This window comes from Paenibacillus rhizophilus (assembly GCF_003854965.1).
GTDB lineage: Bacteria > Bacillota > Bacilli > Paenibacillales > Paenibacillaceae > Paenibacillus_AQ > Paenibacillus_AQ rhizophilus.
In genome coordinates this window covers 71,501-88,937 of sequence record NZ_RQPI01000003.1, presented here as the reverse complement: position 1 = coordinate 88,937, position 17,437 = coordinate 71,501, and the positions used below count along the sequence as shown (strand labels likewise).

The following is a 17,437-nucleotide window of genomic DNA, read 5'->3' as shown; positions in this document are numbered from 1 at the left end:
CATTATTCGGTCGGAGGTGACGCCGCTATCATGTCCATCACCATTATTGTCGAAGGAAAGAATGACCGCAGCCGCTTACGGCGTCTGCTGAAGCCCGAGATCAACATTCTATGCACCAACGGCACGCTCAATACGCTCAAGCTGGAGGCCCTGCGCAAACAAGTCGGAGACAGCGAAGTGTACCTTTACATGGACAACGACAGCTCCGGCAAAAAAATACGCGGCGTCCTGCGCGATGCTTTTCCCGACGCGGAGCATATATACACCCGCCGCGGTTACGCCGGAGTCGAAGGCACTCCCGATGAATACAATATTGCGCAGCTGGAAAAGGCGGGATTGGAAGAGTTCATTATCTATCCCGATCCGCTTCCTTATTAAATTAAAGCAGCCTGTGCCTTTATTCCCGAAAAAAAGCGCCTTTTTCGGCTCCTCCCTTCCTTGCACAAAAGGGGGAAAGCGAAAAAAGCGCTTCTCGACACCGATTTCAGGTCCTGCTCGTTACTCGCGGGCCAGCTTTTTCACGGCATCGGCCAAAAATTCCGGGGTAATCCGGTCCGTATCGCCGGCATTGTACAGTGCGCGCAGCCGGTTATTTCGGTCCACAAGCCCGATCAGGTTCGCGTGTGCGAAATTGTCCTCGTTGTTGCCCGCGATCAGAATTTTGAAGGAACCCGCCGCCAGGTCCCGTACCTTCTCCTGATCCCCGCGCAGGAAGTACCAGCCGGCATAATCGGCGTGGAAACGATCGGCAAACGTCTTGATCGCCTCACGCGTGTCGTTCTGCGGGTCGAATGAGATGGAGAGGAAGGCCGCGTCTTTGCCGAAGCTGCCGTCCTTGATCAGCAGGTCCTGCGTCTGCGACAGGGCATAGGTCGTAATGGGGCACACATCCGGACACTGGGTAAAAAAGAAATATACGAGCCGCACCTTGCCCTGAGTATCCGAAAGCGTTACCGTGTCACCGTTTACATTTTCAAGGGAGAAGTCCTGCACTTCCCCTATAACGGGAAGCTTCCCCGTTCGGGAAGCCCAGGAGCTTGCGGCCAGATAGGCCGCCATGGCCAGCGCGAGCAGAAGCAGCAGCCAAGTCCATTTGTACCGTAAGAGGATGTGCATGATCTTCTCCCTCCGTCATCCGTGAATCGTATTGAGCACCAAAGCGATCAGGCTGAGAGTCAAATAGTTAATGGAGAAAAAGAAGTTCTGTTTCGCCCAGGCGTCATCATCCTTCGCCCTCAAACCTCTCAGCGTCAGATACAGCCAGGTAACGGAGAGTCCGGCGGAAATAATCAAATAAAAAATACCGGCGTAGTTGTACATATACATGAACACCGAAACCGGAACGAGCAGCGCAACATAGGGAATCATCTGAAACTTGGTGCGGCGGGTGCCTTTCACCACCGGAAGCAGCGGAAATCCCGCGGCACGGTATTCTTCCTTGCGTCGGATGCCGAGCGCCCAGAAATGGGGGGGCTGCCACAGGAACAGCATCGCGAACAGCAGCCAAGCGCCAAGATCGACCCTGCCCGTTACGGCGGCATAACCGATCACCGGCGGCATCGCCCCGGAAATGGCGCCGACCGAGGTGCTCCAGGTGGAGGTCCGCTTCAGCCAAAGGGTATAAACCACCACGTAGACGAACATGCCGACGATACCGAACAGACCCGCCAATACTCCGGAAAAGATAAACAGCGAGATCAGTCCGGTGATGCCGAGTCCTATGCCGTAGAGCAGAACCGTATTCGGCTTCAAACGGCCGGTCGGCAGACCGCGTTTCTTGGTCCGTTCCATTTTCATATCCAGATCGCGGTCGAAATAGTTATTGAACACACAGGCCGAAGCCATGACAAGCATCGTGCCGATCAGGGTCAGGATCAGTTTGCCGTAGTCGACGTCCCAACCGGAAGCCAGCCAGTAGCCGGCGAACGCAGCGATGAGATTCGACCGGATAATGCCCGGTTTGGTAACCGTAATGAAATCGCGCCATGTGGCGCGTTCGGCTTCGGGGGGGAGCTTGGCGGACATAGCCGCGGAATCGGAAGAGGCTTGATATCTCCATTGATTATCCACGTATTCGAGTTCCTCCTTCATGTTCTGCCTTCAAAACGGAACGTAATTGCAAGCCTGTTTCGAAGTCTTTTCTGACGAATCATAGCCTTCCGCTGTTAACTTTATCATAACAAACCGCAAAATACTTTGACAATCATTGACCAAGATGTTCATCAATTTGACAATTGCGTGACGGGAAATATTTAAGTTGAACATAAATATTAAGGTGATAAAATGGGTAGTTATTAATAGAGAACTTCCGTACAAAGGAGAACTGCGCTATGGATACCGCTACACACTTTGTCATGGGTTTTGGACTTGCGGGGCTCTCCTTCGTCGATCCCGCCGTCGCCTCTCAGCCGATGCTGGCGGGAGCCGTCATGCTGGCGACCGTCATCGGATCGCAGGCCCCCGATGCCGATACTGCCCTTCGCTTGAAGAGCAATGCGGTTTATATTCGGAATCACAGGGGGATTACGCACTCCCTTCCTTTTTTATTGCTCTGGCCCGGGTTGATCACTCTTGTGCTAAGTCCGATTTTCGGACTAAGCGATATGCGCTCCATCGGCCATCTCGCCCTCTGGAGCTTTATTGCGGTAGCCGTTCACGTCTTTAGCGATGTGTTTAACACGTACGGCACTCAAGCGGCCCGCCCGATCACCGAACGCTGGATCGCCTGGAACATTATCCATATTTTCGATCCTTTTATTTTCGGCAGCCATTTTGCAGCCATCGCGCTGTGGGTTACGGGCCTTATCCCTCCGGCCCCTTTGTTCGTGACGCTGTACATCATCATCGTCCTGTATTACATTTGGAGAACCGTCGCGCATTTCCGGATCACCCGCAGCATCAAAGCCAAAGACATTAAGCATGACCCCAGCGACAGATATATCGTCATCCCCACGATAACGCCAAGACGCTGGAATGTCGTCAAGGCTAAAAAGGAAGGCGACTACTATGTCGGCCAGCTTAACTACGGACGTTTGGAGTGGTTCAAGCACGCGGTCAGTTCCCGGCATCCGGCCGTGGAACGCTCCAAGTCCCACCCGGATATTGAGGCTTTTCTGTACTTTACTTCCTATGCCGTCGCCGAGGTGGAAGAACTGCCTTCGGGTTATATTGTACGCTGGGGAGACGTCCGTTATTTGCACCGTAAGCAATTTCCCTTTGTCGCGGTGCTTGTAATGGATCACCAGTACCACCCGCTTCAGACTTATGTGGGCTGGCTCAGCAGCGAGAAGCTTGACGAGCGTTTCGCCATCGAGCCGGGTTCATGAAAGTGTAGCGGTCTCGCTGCATGTACGGAATCGGCGTTTAATGAGCGGACTTCCTATAGGATCGCAAAAAAATCCCGGAGCAACGAGCGCTCCGGGATTTTTTCAGTATCAACCTGCCCTATTTCATTATAGAATAGTCTAATATTAGGCAGCCGCCTTGTTCCCGATTGGACAGCGTCAGGCCTGCCGCGAAACGGAGGCTCACTGCAATGAGTAAAGGACTTTCGTTATGGTTCGCGCTTTCTTCGATTATGCTCCTCACCGCAGCTTCCATCGCCATCAGCTACCGGCTCTGGATCGCGCTCCTGCTGGGAGCGTTATGCGTGCTGAATATCGGCTGGGGATTCATCATCAAAGCCCGCAGCCAAAGAGAATGATAACACAACGTTACCGTGCCGGCAGGAATCCCATCCGCTCCTTGACTCCGGCGAGCGTCACCGACGCCACGGCCCGGGCGCGCCCGGCGCCAGCGGCGAGGATGTCGGTAATGGCTCCGGAGCTGCGGATGTCGCGGTACCGCTCCTGAATCGGCTCAAGCGTCGCCACGATGACTTCCGCCAGATCCTTTTTGAACCCGCCGTACATCTGCCCTTCATACCGTTCGGTGATTTCCGCAAGGGACAGCCCGGAGCATTCCGAATAAATGCTCATCAAATTGCTGACTTCCGGCTTGTTGGCCGGGTCGTATACGACTTCCCGTCCGGAATCCGTGGTTGCCCGGCTGATTTTTTTGCGGATTACTTCCGGAGAATCAAGCAGAGCGATATAGCTGCCGGCGTTCGGGCTGCTCTTGCTCATCTTCTTCCGTCCGTCATCCAGCGACATAATCCGGGCCCCGACTTTCGGAATATACGGCTCCGGTATGGTGAAGAACTCGCCGTATCGGTGGTTGAAACGTCCCGCCAGATCGCGTGTCAGTTCCAGGTGCTGCTTCTGGTCTTCGCCCACCGGAACGAGATCCGCGTTGTACACTAGGATGTCGGCGGCCATCAGCGCCGGGTAGACGAACAATCCCGCGCCGACGTTGTCTTTCCCCGAGGACTTGTCTTTAAACTGCGTCATCCGCTCCAATTCGCCCATCGCCGTCAGCGTCGTCATCAGCCAGCCCAGTTCGGCGTGCTGGGGCACATGCGACTGCAGATACACATTGGACCGGACGGGATCGATGCCCGCCGCGATGAACAGCGCGGCAACCGCCTCGGACTGCTCGCGCAAGCTGGCCGGTTCCTGCGGTACGGTAACGGCATGCAGGTCAACCACCATAAAATAGCATTCATGTTCTTCCTGAAGCTTGACGAAATTTTTCATCGCGCCGATATAATTGCCGAGTGTCAGGGTGCCGCTGGGCTGAATGCCGGACAGGACTTTTTTCATAGTATAACTCCTCCGATCAAATATCATGACTGTTCACAAAAGAACGCAAAAAAGCCTCACTCCGAAGGGACGTGAGACCGTGGTGCCACCCTTATTTGCCGCTTCAGCCTTTCCCGCGCTTACTTCCAAAGAAACATCGCGGAATGCTGCAAACAGCCTTAAGACTTCCTGTAACGGGGAAGATCCGGCCGGTCTACCAGGGAAGATTTCCCGTTCGATCGCGGCGCTCAGGGGTCCATTCACCCGGGAGGCATTCTCCGGTTCGCATCACCCACCGGCTTTCTGATGGCCTGTCACTCCCGCCTACTTATCCCCGTCATCGCATTGACAACATCGTTAACTGAGTTCATCATAGAGCCCGAAGATAAGTTTGTCAAATGGGCATTTTGCAATATACTGAAATCTTCAACCGCTTGAACATAAATCTGTTATGATAAGGATATCTGTTCACATTTACATTTTCGAATTAAGCGTATGAAAAAAGGAGCATGGATCATGAAACAGGTGACCAAAGGGCAATGGTGCGGTTATGATACTTACATTTTGCACAGCCGCGATTTGGAAGTCACGCTGCTGCCGCGTCTCGGCAACAACGTAATCTCCCTGTGGGACCGAAAGGAAGGGCGGGAAGTTCTGCGCCGGCCGGATGAGGCCGACCTGGATTTTTATATGCAGAAGCCCTACCACTTCGGTATTCCGCTCTTGATTCCGCCGGGGCGCATCTCCAAGGGACAGTTTGAATTTGATGGTGCGCATTATCAGTTTGACCGCAACACCGCCGGCGACAATCATATTCATGGCCTGCACCGGACACAGTCCTGGTGCGTCAGCGATATCGAGGAAGACGAAGAAGGCTGTGCGGTAACCACCGAATTCAAGACGACAGACGATCCCCACTGGATGGAACAGCTGCCGGCTCCGCTCCAATTCGAAATGACATTCCGGCTGCAGGATGCGGTCTTGAATCAGACTCTGAAGGTGACACATCTGGGCGGCGAACGAAGCATCCCCTTCGGTATCGGCTATCACACCTGGTTCATGATTGACGGCCAGCCGCGGCGGTGGAGCCTTAAGCTGCCGGTTGAGAGCATTTACGAGCTGAACGACCAGCTCCTGCCCAGCGGAAAGGTTAATCCGCTCGGTTCGCTCGAAGCCTTGAATGAAGGAATGAACCTGCAGGGCACCAATTTCGACACCGCTCTGCGGATCGGCGATAAGACTCCCGTCCAGGCTCTTCTGCTCCGTGATGACGGCTACGGGCTGCGCTACAGCGCAGACGAGAAATATTTCCGTCATTGGGTGGTCTATACGAAGGGGCCTGCCGATCTTTATCTCTGCGCCGAGCCGTATACGTGGCTGCCGGATGCGCCCAACGTTTCCCAAGATCCAAGCTTTACCGGGCTGCTGACGCTTTCTCCCGGTCAGAGTCTTGAACTGAAAACCTCAATTGAAATGATATATCCTGAAGACTGACATTTCCGCAGCCGTATCAGATGCTGCAACCTAACGCCAAGAGGGCAACCCGCCGAAATAACCGGGTTGCCCTTTTGCTTACTTTCAAGGATCGTATTATCCATTCCGTGCACCTGCAATCTGGAGAAAATTCGCGGGAAACCCGCAATTTCCAGGTCATTTTATACACTTATTCCCAGCCTTAAAACCTTTCTTTATCATGCATGAATTCCCGCCTCCGCGCCCATACTATCTCTACCAAGGACGAAGGAGGTGACAAACATGGGTCAAGCAGGTCAAAACCAAGGTCGCAGCAGCCGTTCCAACAACCTGATCGTTCCTCAAGCCAACGCTGCGCTGCAACAACTGAAATTTGAAGCGGCGCAAGAGCTTGGAGTAACCATCCCTCAAGACGGTTACTATGGTAACTATACTTCCCGCGAAACCGGTTCTCTGGGAGGTTATATCACCAAGCGTCTCGTACAACTGGCAGAGCAACAACTCTCCGGTCGTTCGAATGTGTAATGCATAGTCCATCGTTTTTTTATTCAGCCGGTCCGCATGGGCCCGCCGAACAGCTTGTCGGCCCTCCCGCTTCGCTGAAGCGCGGGGGCTTTTTCAAATATAAGTATGAATAAGCTGCGAAATTATCCGCAATAATGATCGGTCTCCGACTGCGAATTCCGAGGATAGCGGATCATCAGGTTAGCCATGTTGTAATTGGATTCCATAACGGCGTCGACCATTACAATTCCCTGCCTTACGGCAAATTCATAGCTGATTTCGCCATGCGTCCACCGCCGTTTGAAGTTCAGACTTTCCAGCGCCATTAGTCGAAATGAGGATTGTTGCCCGGCTGTCAGTCCCTCCCCCTTGTCAGTGAATGTCCCGCTGCGCCCGGATAGAGGATTATGTCGGATTCCGAATTTGCCAATGATATTATTTCGTATTTGTACAAAAACGGTACCGGAAGACAACCCCGACAATTCCTCCTGAAGCTCTTTAAAAACCAGGTCCATCTGCCTTGCCAAAGACAATTGTTCCGTCTTAAGCATAACTTTCCTCCTCTTTCATACATACAGCCTTACTGCCTAAGGCTTAGGACTCATTATAGGATATCAGACCAAGCCACACAACAATTAACAACATAATTGGGTTATAATCCCTATATATTCGCATTTTTCATCATTTTCTTCCAAATCCCTGCTGCATTATCGATCGTTTTCGACAAATATCAATGAAAAACGACCCCCGCAATGCAATTCATCGCGAGGGTCGTTCGTATTCGCACAATAAAAACGCAATTATACAGGCTTTATGCATCAATAAATGCATAAATTTGCGCAAACGCGAAGTCAAGCCAAATGCTTCGTCATCTCAAGAAAGGTGGAAATGTCCTCAATAATCAAGTCGGCGGCTCCCTGCCAGAAGTCCGGCTGTGTCAAATCCACACCCAAATGCTTGCGGGCCAGATCCTCAAGCGTCATAACGCCGGTGTCGCGCAGCAGCGCATCGTATTTGTCCGCAAAGGACGGCCCTTCCTGCAGAGCAAGACGGTAAAGGCCGGTGCTGAACATGTATCCGACGGTGTACGGGAAATTATAGAACGGCACGCCGGTAATATAAAAATGCAGCTTGGACGCCCAGAAATGCGGATGGTAGCCGGACAAAATGCCGCCGAACGCTTCCTTCTGCGCCTCCGCCATAAGCGTTGAAATCTCCTCCGCACTGACCAATCCCGCCTTGCGCTTCTCGTAAAATCGGGTCTCGAACAGGAACCGGGCATGTATATTCATGAAAAAAGCGACGCTGTTCTGAATCTTCTCCTCCAGCAGAGCCAGCTTCTCTTCATCGCTGTCCGCCGCCTTGACCTGCGCGTCGGATACGATAACTTCGGCGAACGTCGAGGCCGTTTCGGCCACGTTCATGGCGTAGTTCTGATTGAGCACAGGCTGGTCATCCAGCAGGAAGGAATGGTAGGCGTGGCCGAGCTCATGGGCCAGTGTGGCGACATTGGAAGGCGTGCCGCTGTACGTCATAAAGATCCGCGATTCCTTGATCAGCGGGAACGAGACGCAGAAGCCGCCAGGACGCTTGCCCGGCCGATCCTCCACTTCAATCCAGCTGCTGTCAAATGCGCGCTCGGCAAATTCCGCAAGCTTCGGACTGAATTTTCCGAACTGAGTGACGATTTCTTCAGCCGCCCGGTCATAGGATATCTTGCCTGAAGAACTCGCCAGCGGGGCTTCGACGTCTTCCCAGCCGAGCTTCGTAAGTCCCAGCAGCTTCGCCTTGCGCTCCAAGTATGAGATGAGGGCCGGCTTGCTCTTGACGATAACGTCCCACATGACATCAAGCGACTCGCGGGACATGCGGTTGATGCTGAGCGGCTCCTTCAGCACATCGTCCCATCCCCGGCGCTCATAGAGCTTCAGGCGGAAGCCAGCCAGATGATTCAGCGTATCCGCGGCATAATCGGCGACGCCTTCCCACGCCTTTTCCCATTTGGCGAACATTTCCTTGCGGGCTTTATTGTCATTAACGTGCAGCTTGTTGAAAGCTTGGCCCGCCGACAACAGCTTCTCTCCGTCCTCATCTAAGTATGGTATGGAGATGGAACTGACGATCGTCTCATAGTGCTCGCTCCAGCCGTGATAGCCATCCACCGCCAGCTCAAGCGCCAGGCTCTCCAGTTCCGGGCTCATTTTCTCGCGGGCCTGGTCCCGGCTTTCACTCAGCACGAACGACAGCGGCGCGATTTCGGGCCGCTCGATCCACTCTCCCCACACCTCATCTCCGGTCTGGCGCAGTACATTCTCGAATTCCGACGACACGCCCTGAAACCGGGCGCTGAGTCCGGCCACGGTTCCCGACAGGCGGATGGCCCCTTTATCCTGCTGGTTCTGCGCTCCGAGGCATCCGGCAAACTCCGAGGCCTGAACCAGCCGCGCGGTACAGCTCTGCAGGAGGTCGATCACGCCGTCCAGAGTTTTCGTCGACTCCAAATCCGCCGGAGCCTGGGCTGCTCTTACCTTCTCCGCAAGCGTGCCGATATCGTTCTCCAGTTCGCTTAAGAAGCGTTCAAACTCGGGAGATGAAGATCCCCCCGGAAAGAGAGAATCGAGTTCCCAGGTCAGAGATAACGGCTGTTTCATCTTCTATCACCATTCCTTTACGTATAATCCATTCTCGAATCCGTTCATTTAACATTCGCTTTGTAATACGCCGCATCCCATGGTAAAGTGAATAACACGCCTTACCTATTAAGCATTGAGCGGAAAATCCGGGGTTCCGGCTTATTCATCGTAATCCAAAGACGGGAATGCTTCAACTCGTCCGTAGCTTGTACACGTAAGCGTTTGAATTTGGATTCTGCAAAATGCCTTTATATTTCACAAGAGGACAGGAGGACATTGACAATGCGGCCACTGCAAATTTCGCCGGAAACGGCCTTGGCGCTCTCCAAGCAGCTGGGTGTGCCCCTTGAACACTTGATGCATATGCCCCAGCATATTTTAATGCAAAAAATAGCCGAGTTATCCAAAAAAAATACGGATGGCGATAACGGGAAAGCCGGCGGTGAAGGCAAGGACGAAGCATGATTCCATTCAGCCATACCTGGCCGTATGAACTCATTCTGGGCGATTTATACGTCCAGTCCTGTCCTTTCTGCGATGCGGAGAACGTCCTTCTCCCGATGAAGCCCAAAGAGCTGCAAAGCGTTCGGGAAGGCAAGAAAAAGCTGCTTGTCTTCCCGTGCTGCAGCGAAAGGCCGGTCGTCGTGGACAGCGACGGCGATTATTTATTGTTCGACCGGGCGGTGCGTTAAGCGCCGCCTCTTTGTTATGGGTATAACCGGCAGGTTCTTCGCTACGCCCCTGTCAGAGTCGTTCCCGCAGCCGGACCGCTTTCTTCCCCGAGCATCTGCTCTCGGATAGCCGTCCACTGCTCGCGCGCCGCGCGAATCATCGAGGCATCCATGATCCGCCGGTCGTTGATCAGGCGCGAGAACCATTTAACCGCTTCGGAGAACCGGCCGGTCCGGCGGTTAAGCTCACCGATCAGAAACATCAGCCGCGCGTCGTTCCCCGCGACTCCGTCCTGCTCAAACACATGAATATAGGACTCCAGCGAATATTGTATAAAGCGCAGTTCCTGCCCGTCATCGCCTTGGTAACGGTACATCCAGGCAATATGATGCAGAAGGCTTGCGATGATGCGCTCTTTGTCGCGAATGCACTGCGCGCAGAGCAGTGCCAGCTTGTAGGTCACCAGCGCTTCCGCCCAGCTCCGCTTGCCTCCGAAATCCCGGGGCAGCCAACGGCCGCCGATCCACTCGTTAAACGCCTTCCGCTGCCAATCCGCCAGCATTCCCACGGAGTTCTCCGTGGAGGCAAAGCCGCAGGAAGGACATACCCTAACGACGTAGTAATCCGGGTTCTCATCCTTGTAGTAAGCGCAGAAATCCGCATCCCGGCGAAAAGCCTTTTTAAGGCTTGGACGCACTCTTGAGGTTACGAACTCTTTTTCACAGTTGCAGCATGTTACTTTGATGGAGTACAGGGGCTCCAAGTGGGTCATATGCCCTCATTCCTTTCACGCGTCAGTCACGCATTAATCTGATTCAGCGGGCATGTTGACAAAGTGGCGGGCCGGACCTGCCAGCCGCTGCAGTACGAAAGTCCGGAGAGGCTCTTCAACACCAGTTTCCTCCAGCGCTTCTCCCATGCAGGACAGCCATTCTTCCGACCGTTCCTCCGTTATCGGCACATGCATATGGCGGGCTCTCATCATAGGATGTCCGTATACCTCGGAATACAGCGTTGGGCCGCCGAAGAATTGGGTGAGGAAGCGGTACTGCTTATCCATAACGGGAGAAATATCTGCCGGAAAAAGAGGACCAAGCCGCGGGTGGGCCTGCACTTTGCCATAAAACACTTCCACCAGCTTGCGCAGCCTTTCGGCTCCCCCCAGGTTTTCATATATGCTTTCATTCGGATTCATCGAAGCAACCAACTTTCCGCCTCTTTTAATTATATCGGCCTATTGATTATATAAAATTAAGGGTAGTTCGACATATTTCGCCAAAAAATTATTAACGACAAAAAAACCATTCTCCAGTGAAATAAGGCCTGCTCATGAAGCCCTCTTTCTAAGAAAAGGTGCCTAGGTATATATTACCCCAAAAAGCCAAAAAAGACGCTAAACAAATGTTTAGCGCCTGCAGCATATTAATAGGTCCGCCAATCCTCATCGCCGGGAGAGACGAGGGAGGCCCGGATGACATAAACAAAAGCGCAAACGAGAACGCCGGCAACTACGCTCATCATCATCACTCCATCCCTAAATATTAAAGTTTTCGGAAAGGTGCTTTAATTAATTTTTATAATATCATAAATACAGCAAAAATGCACACCTAATTGTAATCGCTTTCTTTATTTTTTTGTGATGTTTGTCCCTTTAATCGCATATCTTACCATAGACCGGGAGGCGTAAATTATGACCTTAAACAAGCTAAGAGGCCCGCTTCTGGCGCTGGGACTCGCCGTCTGCATGCTGCTCTTGCTGCTTCATCCCGAAGCTGCTCTCGGCGCCGCGCTGCGCGGACTCGCCATCTGGTGGGATGTGCTGTTTCCGTCGCTTTTTCCTTTCTTTGTCATCTCCGAGCTCATGCTCGGCTTCGGGGTCGTCCACCTGTTCGGCGCTTTGTTTGATCCGCTGATGCGCCCGCTCTTCCGTATTCCCGGAACCGGCGGCTTTGTGATGGCGATGGGCTATGTGTCCGGCTATCCGGTAGGAGCCCGGCTGACGGCCAAGCTCCGGGAGCAGAATCTGCTTACCCGGGTGGAAGGTGAAAGGCTCGTGGCCTTTACGACTTCCTCCGACCCGATCTTTCTGCTCGGCGCGGTATCGGTCGGTTTCTTTCAGAATGCCGCTCTGGGGCCTTGTCTGGCGGTCGCCCATTACGGCAGCGGTCTTCTCGTCGGGCTGCTGATGTCCTTTCACGGGCGCAAGGAAGAGGCTGGCGCCGCGCTCGGGTCTATCCCGGGACAGGAGACACCCCGATCCGGCAAGCCGAAGCATCAGAAAACGGGCGGTCTCGGCGCCGCCTTCGCCTCCATGGCCGAGGCTCGCCGCCGCGACGGACGGACGCTTGGAGAGCTTCTAAAGGGGGCCGTGCAATCCTCTCTGCATCTTATTATTGTCGTAGGGGGCCTGGTTGTATTCTTCACTGTACTGATGGAACTGCTGAACCGTGCGGGAGTGATGGCCTTCCTCTTCTCGGTTATCGGACGGTTTCTCTCGCTGTTCGGTTTCCCCGGCGGGCTGGCCGAGGCGATAACGAGCGGTTTTTTTGAGGTGACGCTGGGCGCCAAGGGGGCCGGAAACGCGGCGGCCCCGCTTCCCTTCAAAGCAGCAGCAGCCGCTTTTATTCTCTCCTGGGGAGGCCTGTCCGTGCACGCCCAGGTCGCCAGCATTTGGAACGGTACCGGACTTCGCTATATGCCGTTCATGGCCGCCCGCTTTCTGCATGCCTTTCTGGCCGCCGGATTTACACTGCTCCTCTGGCGGCCGATGATGGATGCATCGCCTGCGCTGGCCCGCCTTTGGACGCCGGTTCCCGCTCTGTACTCACCCGCCTCGGGACTTGAGCTGCTCTGCCTCCTGTTGGCCGGCACTCTGCTGCTGTCCCTCGCAGCGGCGACGGCTGGCAGGCTCCTGCGGCTTCTGCGCCGACCCCGAAGCTGACTCCGGTACTATTGCGGGGACCCTGAAAAAGATGTCAAACATTGTTTTCCTGACTAAGATTGATTATGATCGGTGTATGACAGAACCTAACAAAGGAGTCTATTCACCTTGAGATATTATGTCCTGGACCGCGGCGATCAACTGTCCATTGATCTCAGTCAACAGTTTCACAAGCTTGCGAAGGAGCGGGGACTGCAGCTAGACGCAGAATCTCCCGAAATCGTCGTTTCCATCGGAGGAGACGGTACTATGCTTCACGCCTTCCATACCTTTATTGACCGGATACCCGAGCTTGCTTTCGTCGGTGTCCATACGGGCCATCTCGGCTTCTATGCGGACTGGAAGGCTGAAGAACTGGCCACTCTGGTCGATTATATGTGCGGTAAGGAGGATCATCATCCGCATAAGCCGCGGATCGTCAAATATCCGCTTCTGGAGCTGGAAATTCACAAGAAATCAGGCACTTCTTCTCATATTGCCCTTAACGAGTTCACTCTGAAAGGGGTTGACGGTACGGTCGTTCTTCAGATCGATATCAACGACGAGACGTTCGAGATGTTCCGCGGGGACGGCATCTGCATCTCCACGCCTTCCGGAAGCACGGCCTACAACAAAAGCCTCGGAGGCGCGATGGTCCATCCCTCCATTGAAGCTCTCCAGATCTCGGAGATTGCGTCGATCAACAATCGGGTGTTCCGCACGATGGGTTCCCCGCTGCTTCTGCCCAAGCATCACCATTGCGACATTTTCTCCTGCAGGGAACAGAAACTGATGCTTACCCTGGATCATAATAACTATCCTATCGACGATCTGATTTCCGTCCGTTGCCAGGTATCGGAGAAAAAGGTCAGCTTCGCCCGTTACCGGCCGTTTCCATTCTGGAGCCGTGTACGCTCGGCATTCCTTATTTAGCAGCTCCCGAAGACATTCCCCATTATTGACCGCTCCGAGCCCGTGCAGCAGCCGTCCCCGGCTGTTGGCGCAGGGCGTCTTTTTGCCTGCAATCTAGCAGAACAGGCGTTTTATGCCGATAGACATAGGAAGAAACGAAATGGTACAATGAGGATATTTTACAAAGAGTTACATAAAAAAGGGGAGAAAATTGTTGAAGAAATGGTTTACTATGCTGGGGTCCCTCTTGTTGTCCCTGGCTCTCGCCGTTCCCGCGTTCGCGGCGCAAGCGCCGATTACGGTCTATGTTGACGGCGTCCGGCTTTCCTTTTCGGCAGGCTCTCCTTATTTGCAGAACGGCTCGGTGATGGTTCCGTTCAGGGCCGTGTTCGAGAAGCTTGGCCTGAAAGTGGGCTGGGATCCCGTGGCGCGTTCGGTCACCGGAACAAGCACAAACCTGAACCTGCGCCTGACCATCGGCAGCAACCGCGCCTCGGTCAACAGCACGGTCCGCAAGCTCCCGGCCGCCCCCGTACAAACCGGAGGAACCGCCTATGTGCCGCTGCGCTTTATCGGCGAAGCCACCGGCGGGAAAGTCGTGTGGAACCCGGCCTCAAGAAGCGTCCAAATTACTAAGCCTGTATCCAAAAACCGGGATGAGGAAGACATTGCCTCTCTGATGAACACCCTGACAAGCTATTTCAACTCGGAGAATGCCGCTGGAATCGCCTCTCTAGCCCAGACCGGCTCCGACTTTGCCCAAAGCGTCACCGGCCTTGAGCGTATGTTTCAGGCTTACGATTTGAAGAGCGAGGTGAAGAGCATGGATATCCTCGGCCTGAAAGACAATGAAGCGACGATAGCCACAGTGGAGACCTCTACACGTACCGGAGGGACCTATATTCCGGACTCCCAAGACGAGTACATATACACACTGGTGCGAAGCGGATCATGGAAAATTTCCGATGTGCGGAATCAAAAGTCGACTGTTCTCTTCACGCGGGAACAAGGGATGCAGCGGGCGGAGATGCCGCAGGGCACCGATAACGCTATACAGAATACGCTCAAACGCCATTATGAAAGCTTGAACGATAAAAATGTGACTGTAATGCTGTCCACTATGACTTCTTACGGCGAGGATTACGATAACACGCAAAAATCATCCCTGGAGGAGTTCTTCAAAACGTATGATTTGGCCTATACCTTATCGGCTTCGAACGTCTTTTACTTCAATGGAACCGAAGCAGCCGTTTATGTGGAGCAGCAGGTTAAGGATAAGAACGAATCGGTATCGTACAATCAAGCCCTTATTCTTCTTCTCGATAAGTCGGATGACGGCGCTTGGACCATTAGTGACAGCTATACCGTCTCCAATTCAGTGGAAGGCGAACCAAATAATCCGTAAAGGACGTTATAACATGACATTTAAAAAGCTAACGGCGGCTGCGGCCGGCGCCTGTTTGGCCCTGTCGCTGATTCTGTCTCCCGCAGCAATGGCGGCCGACAGCGCTCAGGCTACCAGCCAAGCATCCTCGGATACCGATTTAATCAATGAGGTAATGCAGTATGTGGAGAAATACAACCTGACCGGAGCAGACAAAGACGCCTTGATCCGCGCCGCGATCGACGGCATGGTGGATTCGCTTGACGATCCTTACAGCCAGTATTTCAGCAGCGACGAGAGCAAGGAGCTTCAAAGTCAGCTGGCTTTGGATTATGTCGGTATCGGAGTTCAGCTGGTCTACGCGGGCAACGAGCTGTACATCGAACAGGTCATGGCCGGATCGCCTGCGGAAAGCGCCGGACTGAAACGCGGAGATACTATTCTGAAGATCAACGGCGTGAAGATCAGCGATATCGAAGGCGATACCCTGAGCGGAAAGGCGGACACCAAAGTGACTCTGCTCATCCAGCGGAACGGTACATCCAAGACGTACACCGTGAAGCGCAGCGAAATCGCGTATCCGTCCGTTACCGGCAAAATTGTCGGGCCCAAAATCGCCTATATTTCGCTCAACGGCTTCACAGAAGATTCCGATGAAGAATTCGCGGCAGTGCTCAAAAATATGCGCGCTTCGGGAATGAAGTCCATGATTCTCGATCTTCGCAACAATGGCGGCGGCTATATGGATTCGGCTTATAATATCGCTTCCCAGTTCATCGACAAAGGAATTATGATGTATACTGCGGACAACACGGGTGTGCTTACCCCGGTAACGATTACGAATGGCTCCAAAATGGATGTGCCCGTGATCATTCTGACGAATGAATATACGGCCAGCGCCTCTGAAGCGCTGACCGGAGCGCTGCACGACAACGAGCTGGCTACGGTCGTTGGCACCAAAACCTTTGGAAAAGCCCGGATTCAAAGCCTGCTGGACCTGTCGGACGGCGGCCTGCTCAAGCTGACCACGGAACGGTATCTGACTCCGGATAAAGTCGATTTCAACCATATCGGCCTGACCCCGGATATCGAGATCAAGGACGATGCGGCGCAGATCATTACCGCGCTTCAGCTTGCGGGCATGAAATCGATCGAAGCCGCGGGCGACAACCATATTCTCGACGTGAACGGTTTCGCTTTTTCCGGCAATGTCGGTCTGGTGAAGCAGGGCGGCAGCGTGTACGCTTCCTCCCGCATTCTATCCGCTTTGGTTGAAGGCGATCTGACCTGGGATGCCAAGAACAAGAAAGTGATTGTCGCTGCCGGGTCCGGCAAGTCTTTCGGCTTCAGCGTTTCCTCCAAAGAGGCGCTCTATCAGAACGGAGAAACGTACATCGCGCTGAATGCCTTCAAGAAAAAGTTCCCTGCGCTGGCCTGGAGCTATAACAAAACGCAGAACCGCCTGACGGTTTCTGTGAAGTCTTAGGGAGTAATCGATAACTCCGCTGAACTTATACTTTAACAAAAAGGTGCCGCAAGACGTTCCGATGAACGTCTTGCGGCACCTTTTATTCATATGCCGGCTGCGCAAGCCGGCGCTGTTAAGTCATTTCAATAGCGTTACGATTGTCCCGCGGGACCTTGAGGCGGTTTCTGCCGTGAATCCCTGCTTTGAGCTTCGCGGCTCTGATACTCCCGGGACGGATTCGGCTTCGGCTGGTTGTCCCGGCTTTGATTATCCCTTGCCTGATTATCGCGGGCTCCTTTTCTGCCCTGATAATCCTTGTTTCGGTTGTCTCTGCCGCGATCCTTGCCCGGTCTGTCTTTGGAAGTATACTCTCTGGACGGCACCTCTCTGGAAACCGCCGATTCCGCCTGAAACTTACGGGAGGAAACTTGCGGAATGCCCTCCTCTTTGGGAGCGCCCTCCTGGGAGACCGTCACCTGACCCGGCACCTCCTTTGGAGCCTCGCCAGGCTCCTTGACCAGAATGTCTTTGGCATTCGGGTCTTTCTGAGCATCCTTCATCTTGCGGAGGACAAAATAGGCACAGCCGAAGTTGCAATATTCATTGATGTAATCGATCAGACCGGAAATGGCCGTATCCCGGTTCACTTTCGGATGATTATCCCTGTAAAAACCTTTCAGGCGCAGCTGGCTGTAGCCCCAATCGCCGACAATATAATCGTAGCGCTCGAGTACTTCACTGTATCTTCCGCGGAAGCCTTCCGGATTCCAGCCCTCCTTATGGTTCACCATA

Annotated in this window: 19 protein-coding genes; 11 read left to right on the top strand and 8 right to left on the bottom strand. The window is 53.6% G+C overall.

Features of this window, described 5'->3' with window-relative positions; genetic code table 11:
- Positions 1-30: 30 nt before the first annotated feature.
- Entirely contained in the window at positions 31-378 is a 348-nt protein-coding gene (locus tag EH198_RS07635) for a toprim domain-containing protein (protein WP_124694959.1), read from the top strand.
- A gap of 120 nt (positions 379-498) precedes the next feature.
- Here EH198_RS07635 and EH198_RS07630 read toward each other — a convergent pair whose 3' ends face one another.
- A complete protein-coding gene (locus EH198_RS07630) occupies positions 499-1,116 on the bottom strand; it encodes an SCO family protein (protein ID WP_124694958.1) in 618 nt (205 codons plus the stop codon).
- Between the two features lie 15 nt (positions 1,117-1,131).
- Complete coding sequence (gene cyoE, locus EH198_RS07625) at positions 1,132-2,070, bottom strand: heme o synthase (protein ID WP_124694957.1); 939 nt, start codon at positions 2,068-2,070, stop codon at positions 1,132-1,134.
- 260 nt (positions 2,071-2,330) lie between these two features.
- On the opposite strand from cyoE, the gene EH198_RS07620 reads away from it, so the two are divergent.
- Together EH198_RS07620 and EH198_RS24535 are read left to right on the top strand one after the other, a co-directional pair.
- Positions 2,331-3,326, top strand: coding sequence for a metal-dependent hydrolase (locus EH198_RS07620; RefSeq protein WP_124694956.1), 996 nt, complete (start codon positions 2,331-2,333; stop codon positions 3,324-3,326).
- Positions 3,327-3,535: 209 nt separating this feature from the next.
- On the top strand, positions 3,536-3,703 hold the full coding sequence (locus EH198_RS24535; protein WP_185702796.1) for a hypothetical protein: 168 nt from the start codon (positions 3,536-3,538) through the stop codon (positions 3,701-3,703).
- 10 nt (positions 3,704-3,713) lie between these two features.
- Here the strand turns inward: EH198_RS24535 and trpS are convergent, their stop codons facing one another.
- On the bottom strand, positions 3,714-4,700 hold the full coding sequence (trpS, locus tag EH198_RS07615) for a tryptophan--tRNA ligase (RefSeq protein WP_124694955.1): 987 nt from the start codon (positions 4,698-4,700) through the stop codon (positions 3,714-3,716).
- A gap of 495 nt (positions 4,701-5,195) precedes the next feature.
- Between trpS and EH198_RS07610 the strand changes: the two genes are divergently transcribed.
- Positions 5,196-6,173, top strand: a complete 978-nt coding sequence (locus tag EH198_RS07610) for an aldose 1-epimerase (protein WP_124694954.1) — start codon at positions 5,196-5,198, stop codon at positions 6,171-6,173.
- A 261-nt stretch (positions 6,174-6,434) separates the two neighbouring features.
- Positions 6,435-6,677, top strand: coding sequence for an alpha/beta-type small acid-soluble spore protein (locus EH198_RS07605; protein WP_124694953.1), 243 nt, complete (start codon positions 6,435-6,437; stop codon positions 6,675-6,677).
- A 122-nt stretch (positions 6,678-6,799) separates the two neighbouring features.
- On the opposite strand, the gene EH198_RS07600 is transcribed toward EH198_RS07605, so the two are convergent.
- Positions 6,800-7,207: an O-methyltransferase gene (locus EH198_RS07600; RefSeq protein WP_124694952.1), complete on the bottom strand. Its 408-nt coding sequence runs from the start codon at positions 7,205-7,207 to the stop codon at positions 6,800-6,802.
- 300 nt (positions 7,208-7,507) lie between these two features.
- Entirely contained in the window at positions 7,508-9,307 is a 1,800-nt protein-coding gene (locus EH198_RS07595; protein ID WP_124694951.1) for a M3 family oligoendopeptidase, read from the bottom strand.
- Positions 9,308-9,571: 264 nt separating this feature from the next.
- Here EH198_RS07595 and EH198_RS07590 point away from each other — a divergent pair, with 264 nt between their 5' ends.
- Both EH198_RS07590 and EH198_RS07585 read left to right on the top strand, forming a co-directional pair.
- Positions 9,572-9,754, top strand: a complete 183-nt coding sequence (locus EH198_RS07590) for a YycC family protein (RefSeq protein WP_124694950.1) — start codon at positions 9,572-9,574, stop codon at positions 9,752-9,754.
- The gene (locus EH198_RS07585) at positions 9,751-9,981 is read left to right on the top strand and encodes a hypothetical protein (protein ID WP_124694949.1); all 231 of its coding nucleotides are present in this window, start codon (positions 9,751-9,753) and stop codon (positions 9,979-9,981) included. The genes EH198_RS07590 and EH198_RS07585 overlap by 4 nt, the downstream gene beginning before the upstream one ends.
- Positions 9,982-10,022: 41 nt before the next feature.
- On the opposite strand, the gene EH198_RS07580 is transcribed toward EH198_RS07585, so the two are convergent.
- Both EH198_RS07580 and EH198_RS07575 read right to left on the bottom strand, forming a co-directional pair.
- The gene (locus EH198_RS07580; protein WP_124694948.1) at positions 10,023-10,733 is read right to left on the bottom strand and encodes a DUF2225 domain-containing protein; all 711 of its coding nucleotides are present in this window, start codon (positions 10,731-10,733) and stop codon (positions 10,023-10,025) included.
- A 33-nt stretch (positions 10,734-10,766) separates the two neighbouring features.
- Positions 10,767-11,156 (bottom strand): globin domain-containing protein, encoded by a 390-nt coding sequence (locus tag EH198_RS07575; RefSeq protein WP_124695216.1) that lies wholly within the window; start codon positions 11,154-11,156, stop codon positions 10,767-10,769.
- A gap of 495 nt (positions 11,157-11,651) precedes the next feature.
- Here EH198_RS07575 and ylbJ point away from each other — a divergent pair, with 495 nt between their 5' ends.
- The 4 genes from ylbJ to EH198_RS07555 all read left to right on the top strand — a co-directional run bounded on the left by ylbJ (position 11,652) and on the right by EH198_RS07555 (position 16,663).
- The gene (ylbJ, locus tag EH198_RS07570) at positions 11,652-12,902 is read left to right on the top strand and encodes a sporulation integral membrane protein YlbJ (protein WP_124694947.1); all 1,251 of its coding nucleotides are present in this window, start codon (positions 11,652-11,654) and stop codon (positions 12,900-12,902) included.
- A 108-nt stretch (positions 12,903-13,010) separates the two neighbouring features.
- Positions 13,011-13,814 (top strand): NAD kinase, encoded by an 804-nt coding sequence (locus EH198_RS07565; RefSeq protein WP_124694946.1) that lies wholly within the window; start codon positions 13,011-13,013, stop codon positions 13,812-13,814.
- A gap of 193 nt (positions 13,815-14,007) precedes the next feature.
- Entirely contained in the window at positions 14,008-15,198 is a 1,191-nt protein-coding gene (locus EH198_RS07560) for a copper amine oxidase N-terminal domain-containing protein (protein WP_124694945.1), read from the top strand.
- Between the two features lie 13 nt (positions 15,199-15,211).
- The gene (locus EH198_RS07555; RefSeq protein ID WP_185702795.1) at positions 15,212-16,663 is read left to right on the top strand and encodes a S41 family peptidase; all 1,452 of its coding nucleotides are present in this window, start codon (positions 15,212-15,214) and stop codon (positions 16,661-16,663) included.
- Positions 16,664-16,797: 134 nt separating this feature from the next.
- Here the strand turns inward: EH198_RS07555 and EH198_RS07550 are convergent, their stop codons facing one another.
- The gene (locus EH198_RS07550; RefSeq protein WP_246014142.1) at positions 16,798-17,436 is read right to left on the bottom strand and encodes a YutD family protein; all 639 of its coding nucleotides are present in this window, start codon (positions 17,434-17,436) and stop codon (positions 16,798-16,800) included.
- Position 17,437 lies beyond the last annotated feature (1 nt).

What these genes read in the sequence shown, in the direction of transcription:
- EH198_RS07635 (WP_124694959.1), top strand. Translation starts at nt 31, where the DNA reads ATGTCCATCACCATTATTGTCGAAGGAAAGAATGACCGCAGCCGCTTA.
- EH198_RS07630 (WP_124694958.1), bottom strand. Translation starts at nt 1,116, where the DNA reads ATGCACATCCTCTTACGGTACAAATGGACTTGGCTGCTGCTTCTGCTC.
- EH198_RS07620 (WP_124694956.1), top strand. Translation starts at nt 2,331, where the DNA reads ATGGATACCGCTACACACTTTGTCATGGGTTTTGGACTTGCGGGGCTC.
- EH198_RS24535 (WP_185702796.1), top strand. Translation starts at nt 3,536, where the DNA reads ATGAGTAAAGGACTTTCGTTATGGTTCGCGCTTTCTTCGATTATGCTC.
- trpS (WP_124694955.1), bottom strand. Translation starts at nt 4,700, where the DNA reads ATGAAAAAAGTCCTGTCCGGCATTCAGCCCAGCGGCACCCTGACACTC.
- EH198_RS07610 (WP_124694954.1), top strand. Translation starts at nt 5,196, where the DNA reads ATGAAACAGGTGACCAAAGGGCAATGGTGCGGTTATGATACTTACATT.
- EH198_RS07605 (WP_124694953.1), top strand. Translation starts at nt 6,435, where the DNA reads ATGGGTCAAGCAGGTCAAAACCAAGGTCGCAGCAGCCGTTCCAACAAC.
- EH198_RS07600 (WP_124694952.1), bottom strand. Translation starts at nt 7,207, where the DNA reads ATGCTTAAGACGGAACAATTGTCTTTGGCAAGGCAGATGGACCTGGTT.
- EH198_RS07595 (WP_124694951.1), bottom strand. Translation starts at nt 9,307, where the DNA reads ATGAAACAGCCGTTATCTCTGACCTGGGAACTCGATTCTCTCTTTCCG.
- EH198_RS07590 (WP_124694950.1), top strand. Translation starts at nt 9,572, where the DNA reads ATGCGGCCACTGCAAATTTCGCCGGAAACGGCCTTGGCGCTCTCCAAG.
- EH198_RS07585 (WP_124694949.1), top strand. Translation starts at nt 9,751, where the DNA reads ATGATTCCATTCAGCCATACCTGGCCGTATGAACTCATTCTGGGCGAT.
- EH198_RS07580 (WP_124694948.1), bottom strand. Translation starts at nt 10,733, where the DNA reads ATGACCCACTTGGAGCCCCTGTACTCCATCAAAGTAACATGCTGCAAC.
- EH198_RS07575 (WP_124695216.1), bottom strand. Translation starts at nt 11,156, where the DNA reads ATGAATCCGAATGAAAGCATATATGAAAACCTGGGGGGAGCCGAAAGG.
- ylbJ (WP_124694947.1), top strand. Translation starts at nt 11,652, where the DNA reads ATGACCTTAAACAAGCTAAGAGGCCCGCTTCTGGCGCTGGGACTCGCC.
- EH198_RS07555 (WP_185702795.1), top strand. Translation starts at nt 15,212, where the DNA reads ATGACATTTAAAAAGCTAACGGCGGCTGCGGCCGGCGCCTGTTTGGCC.
- EH198_RS07550 (WP_246014142.1), bottom strand. Translation starts at nt 17,436, where the DNA reads ATGGTGAACCATAAGGAGGGCTGGAATCCGGAAGGCTTCCGCGGAAGA.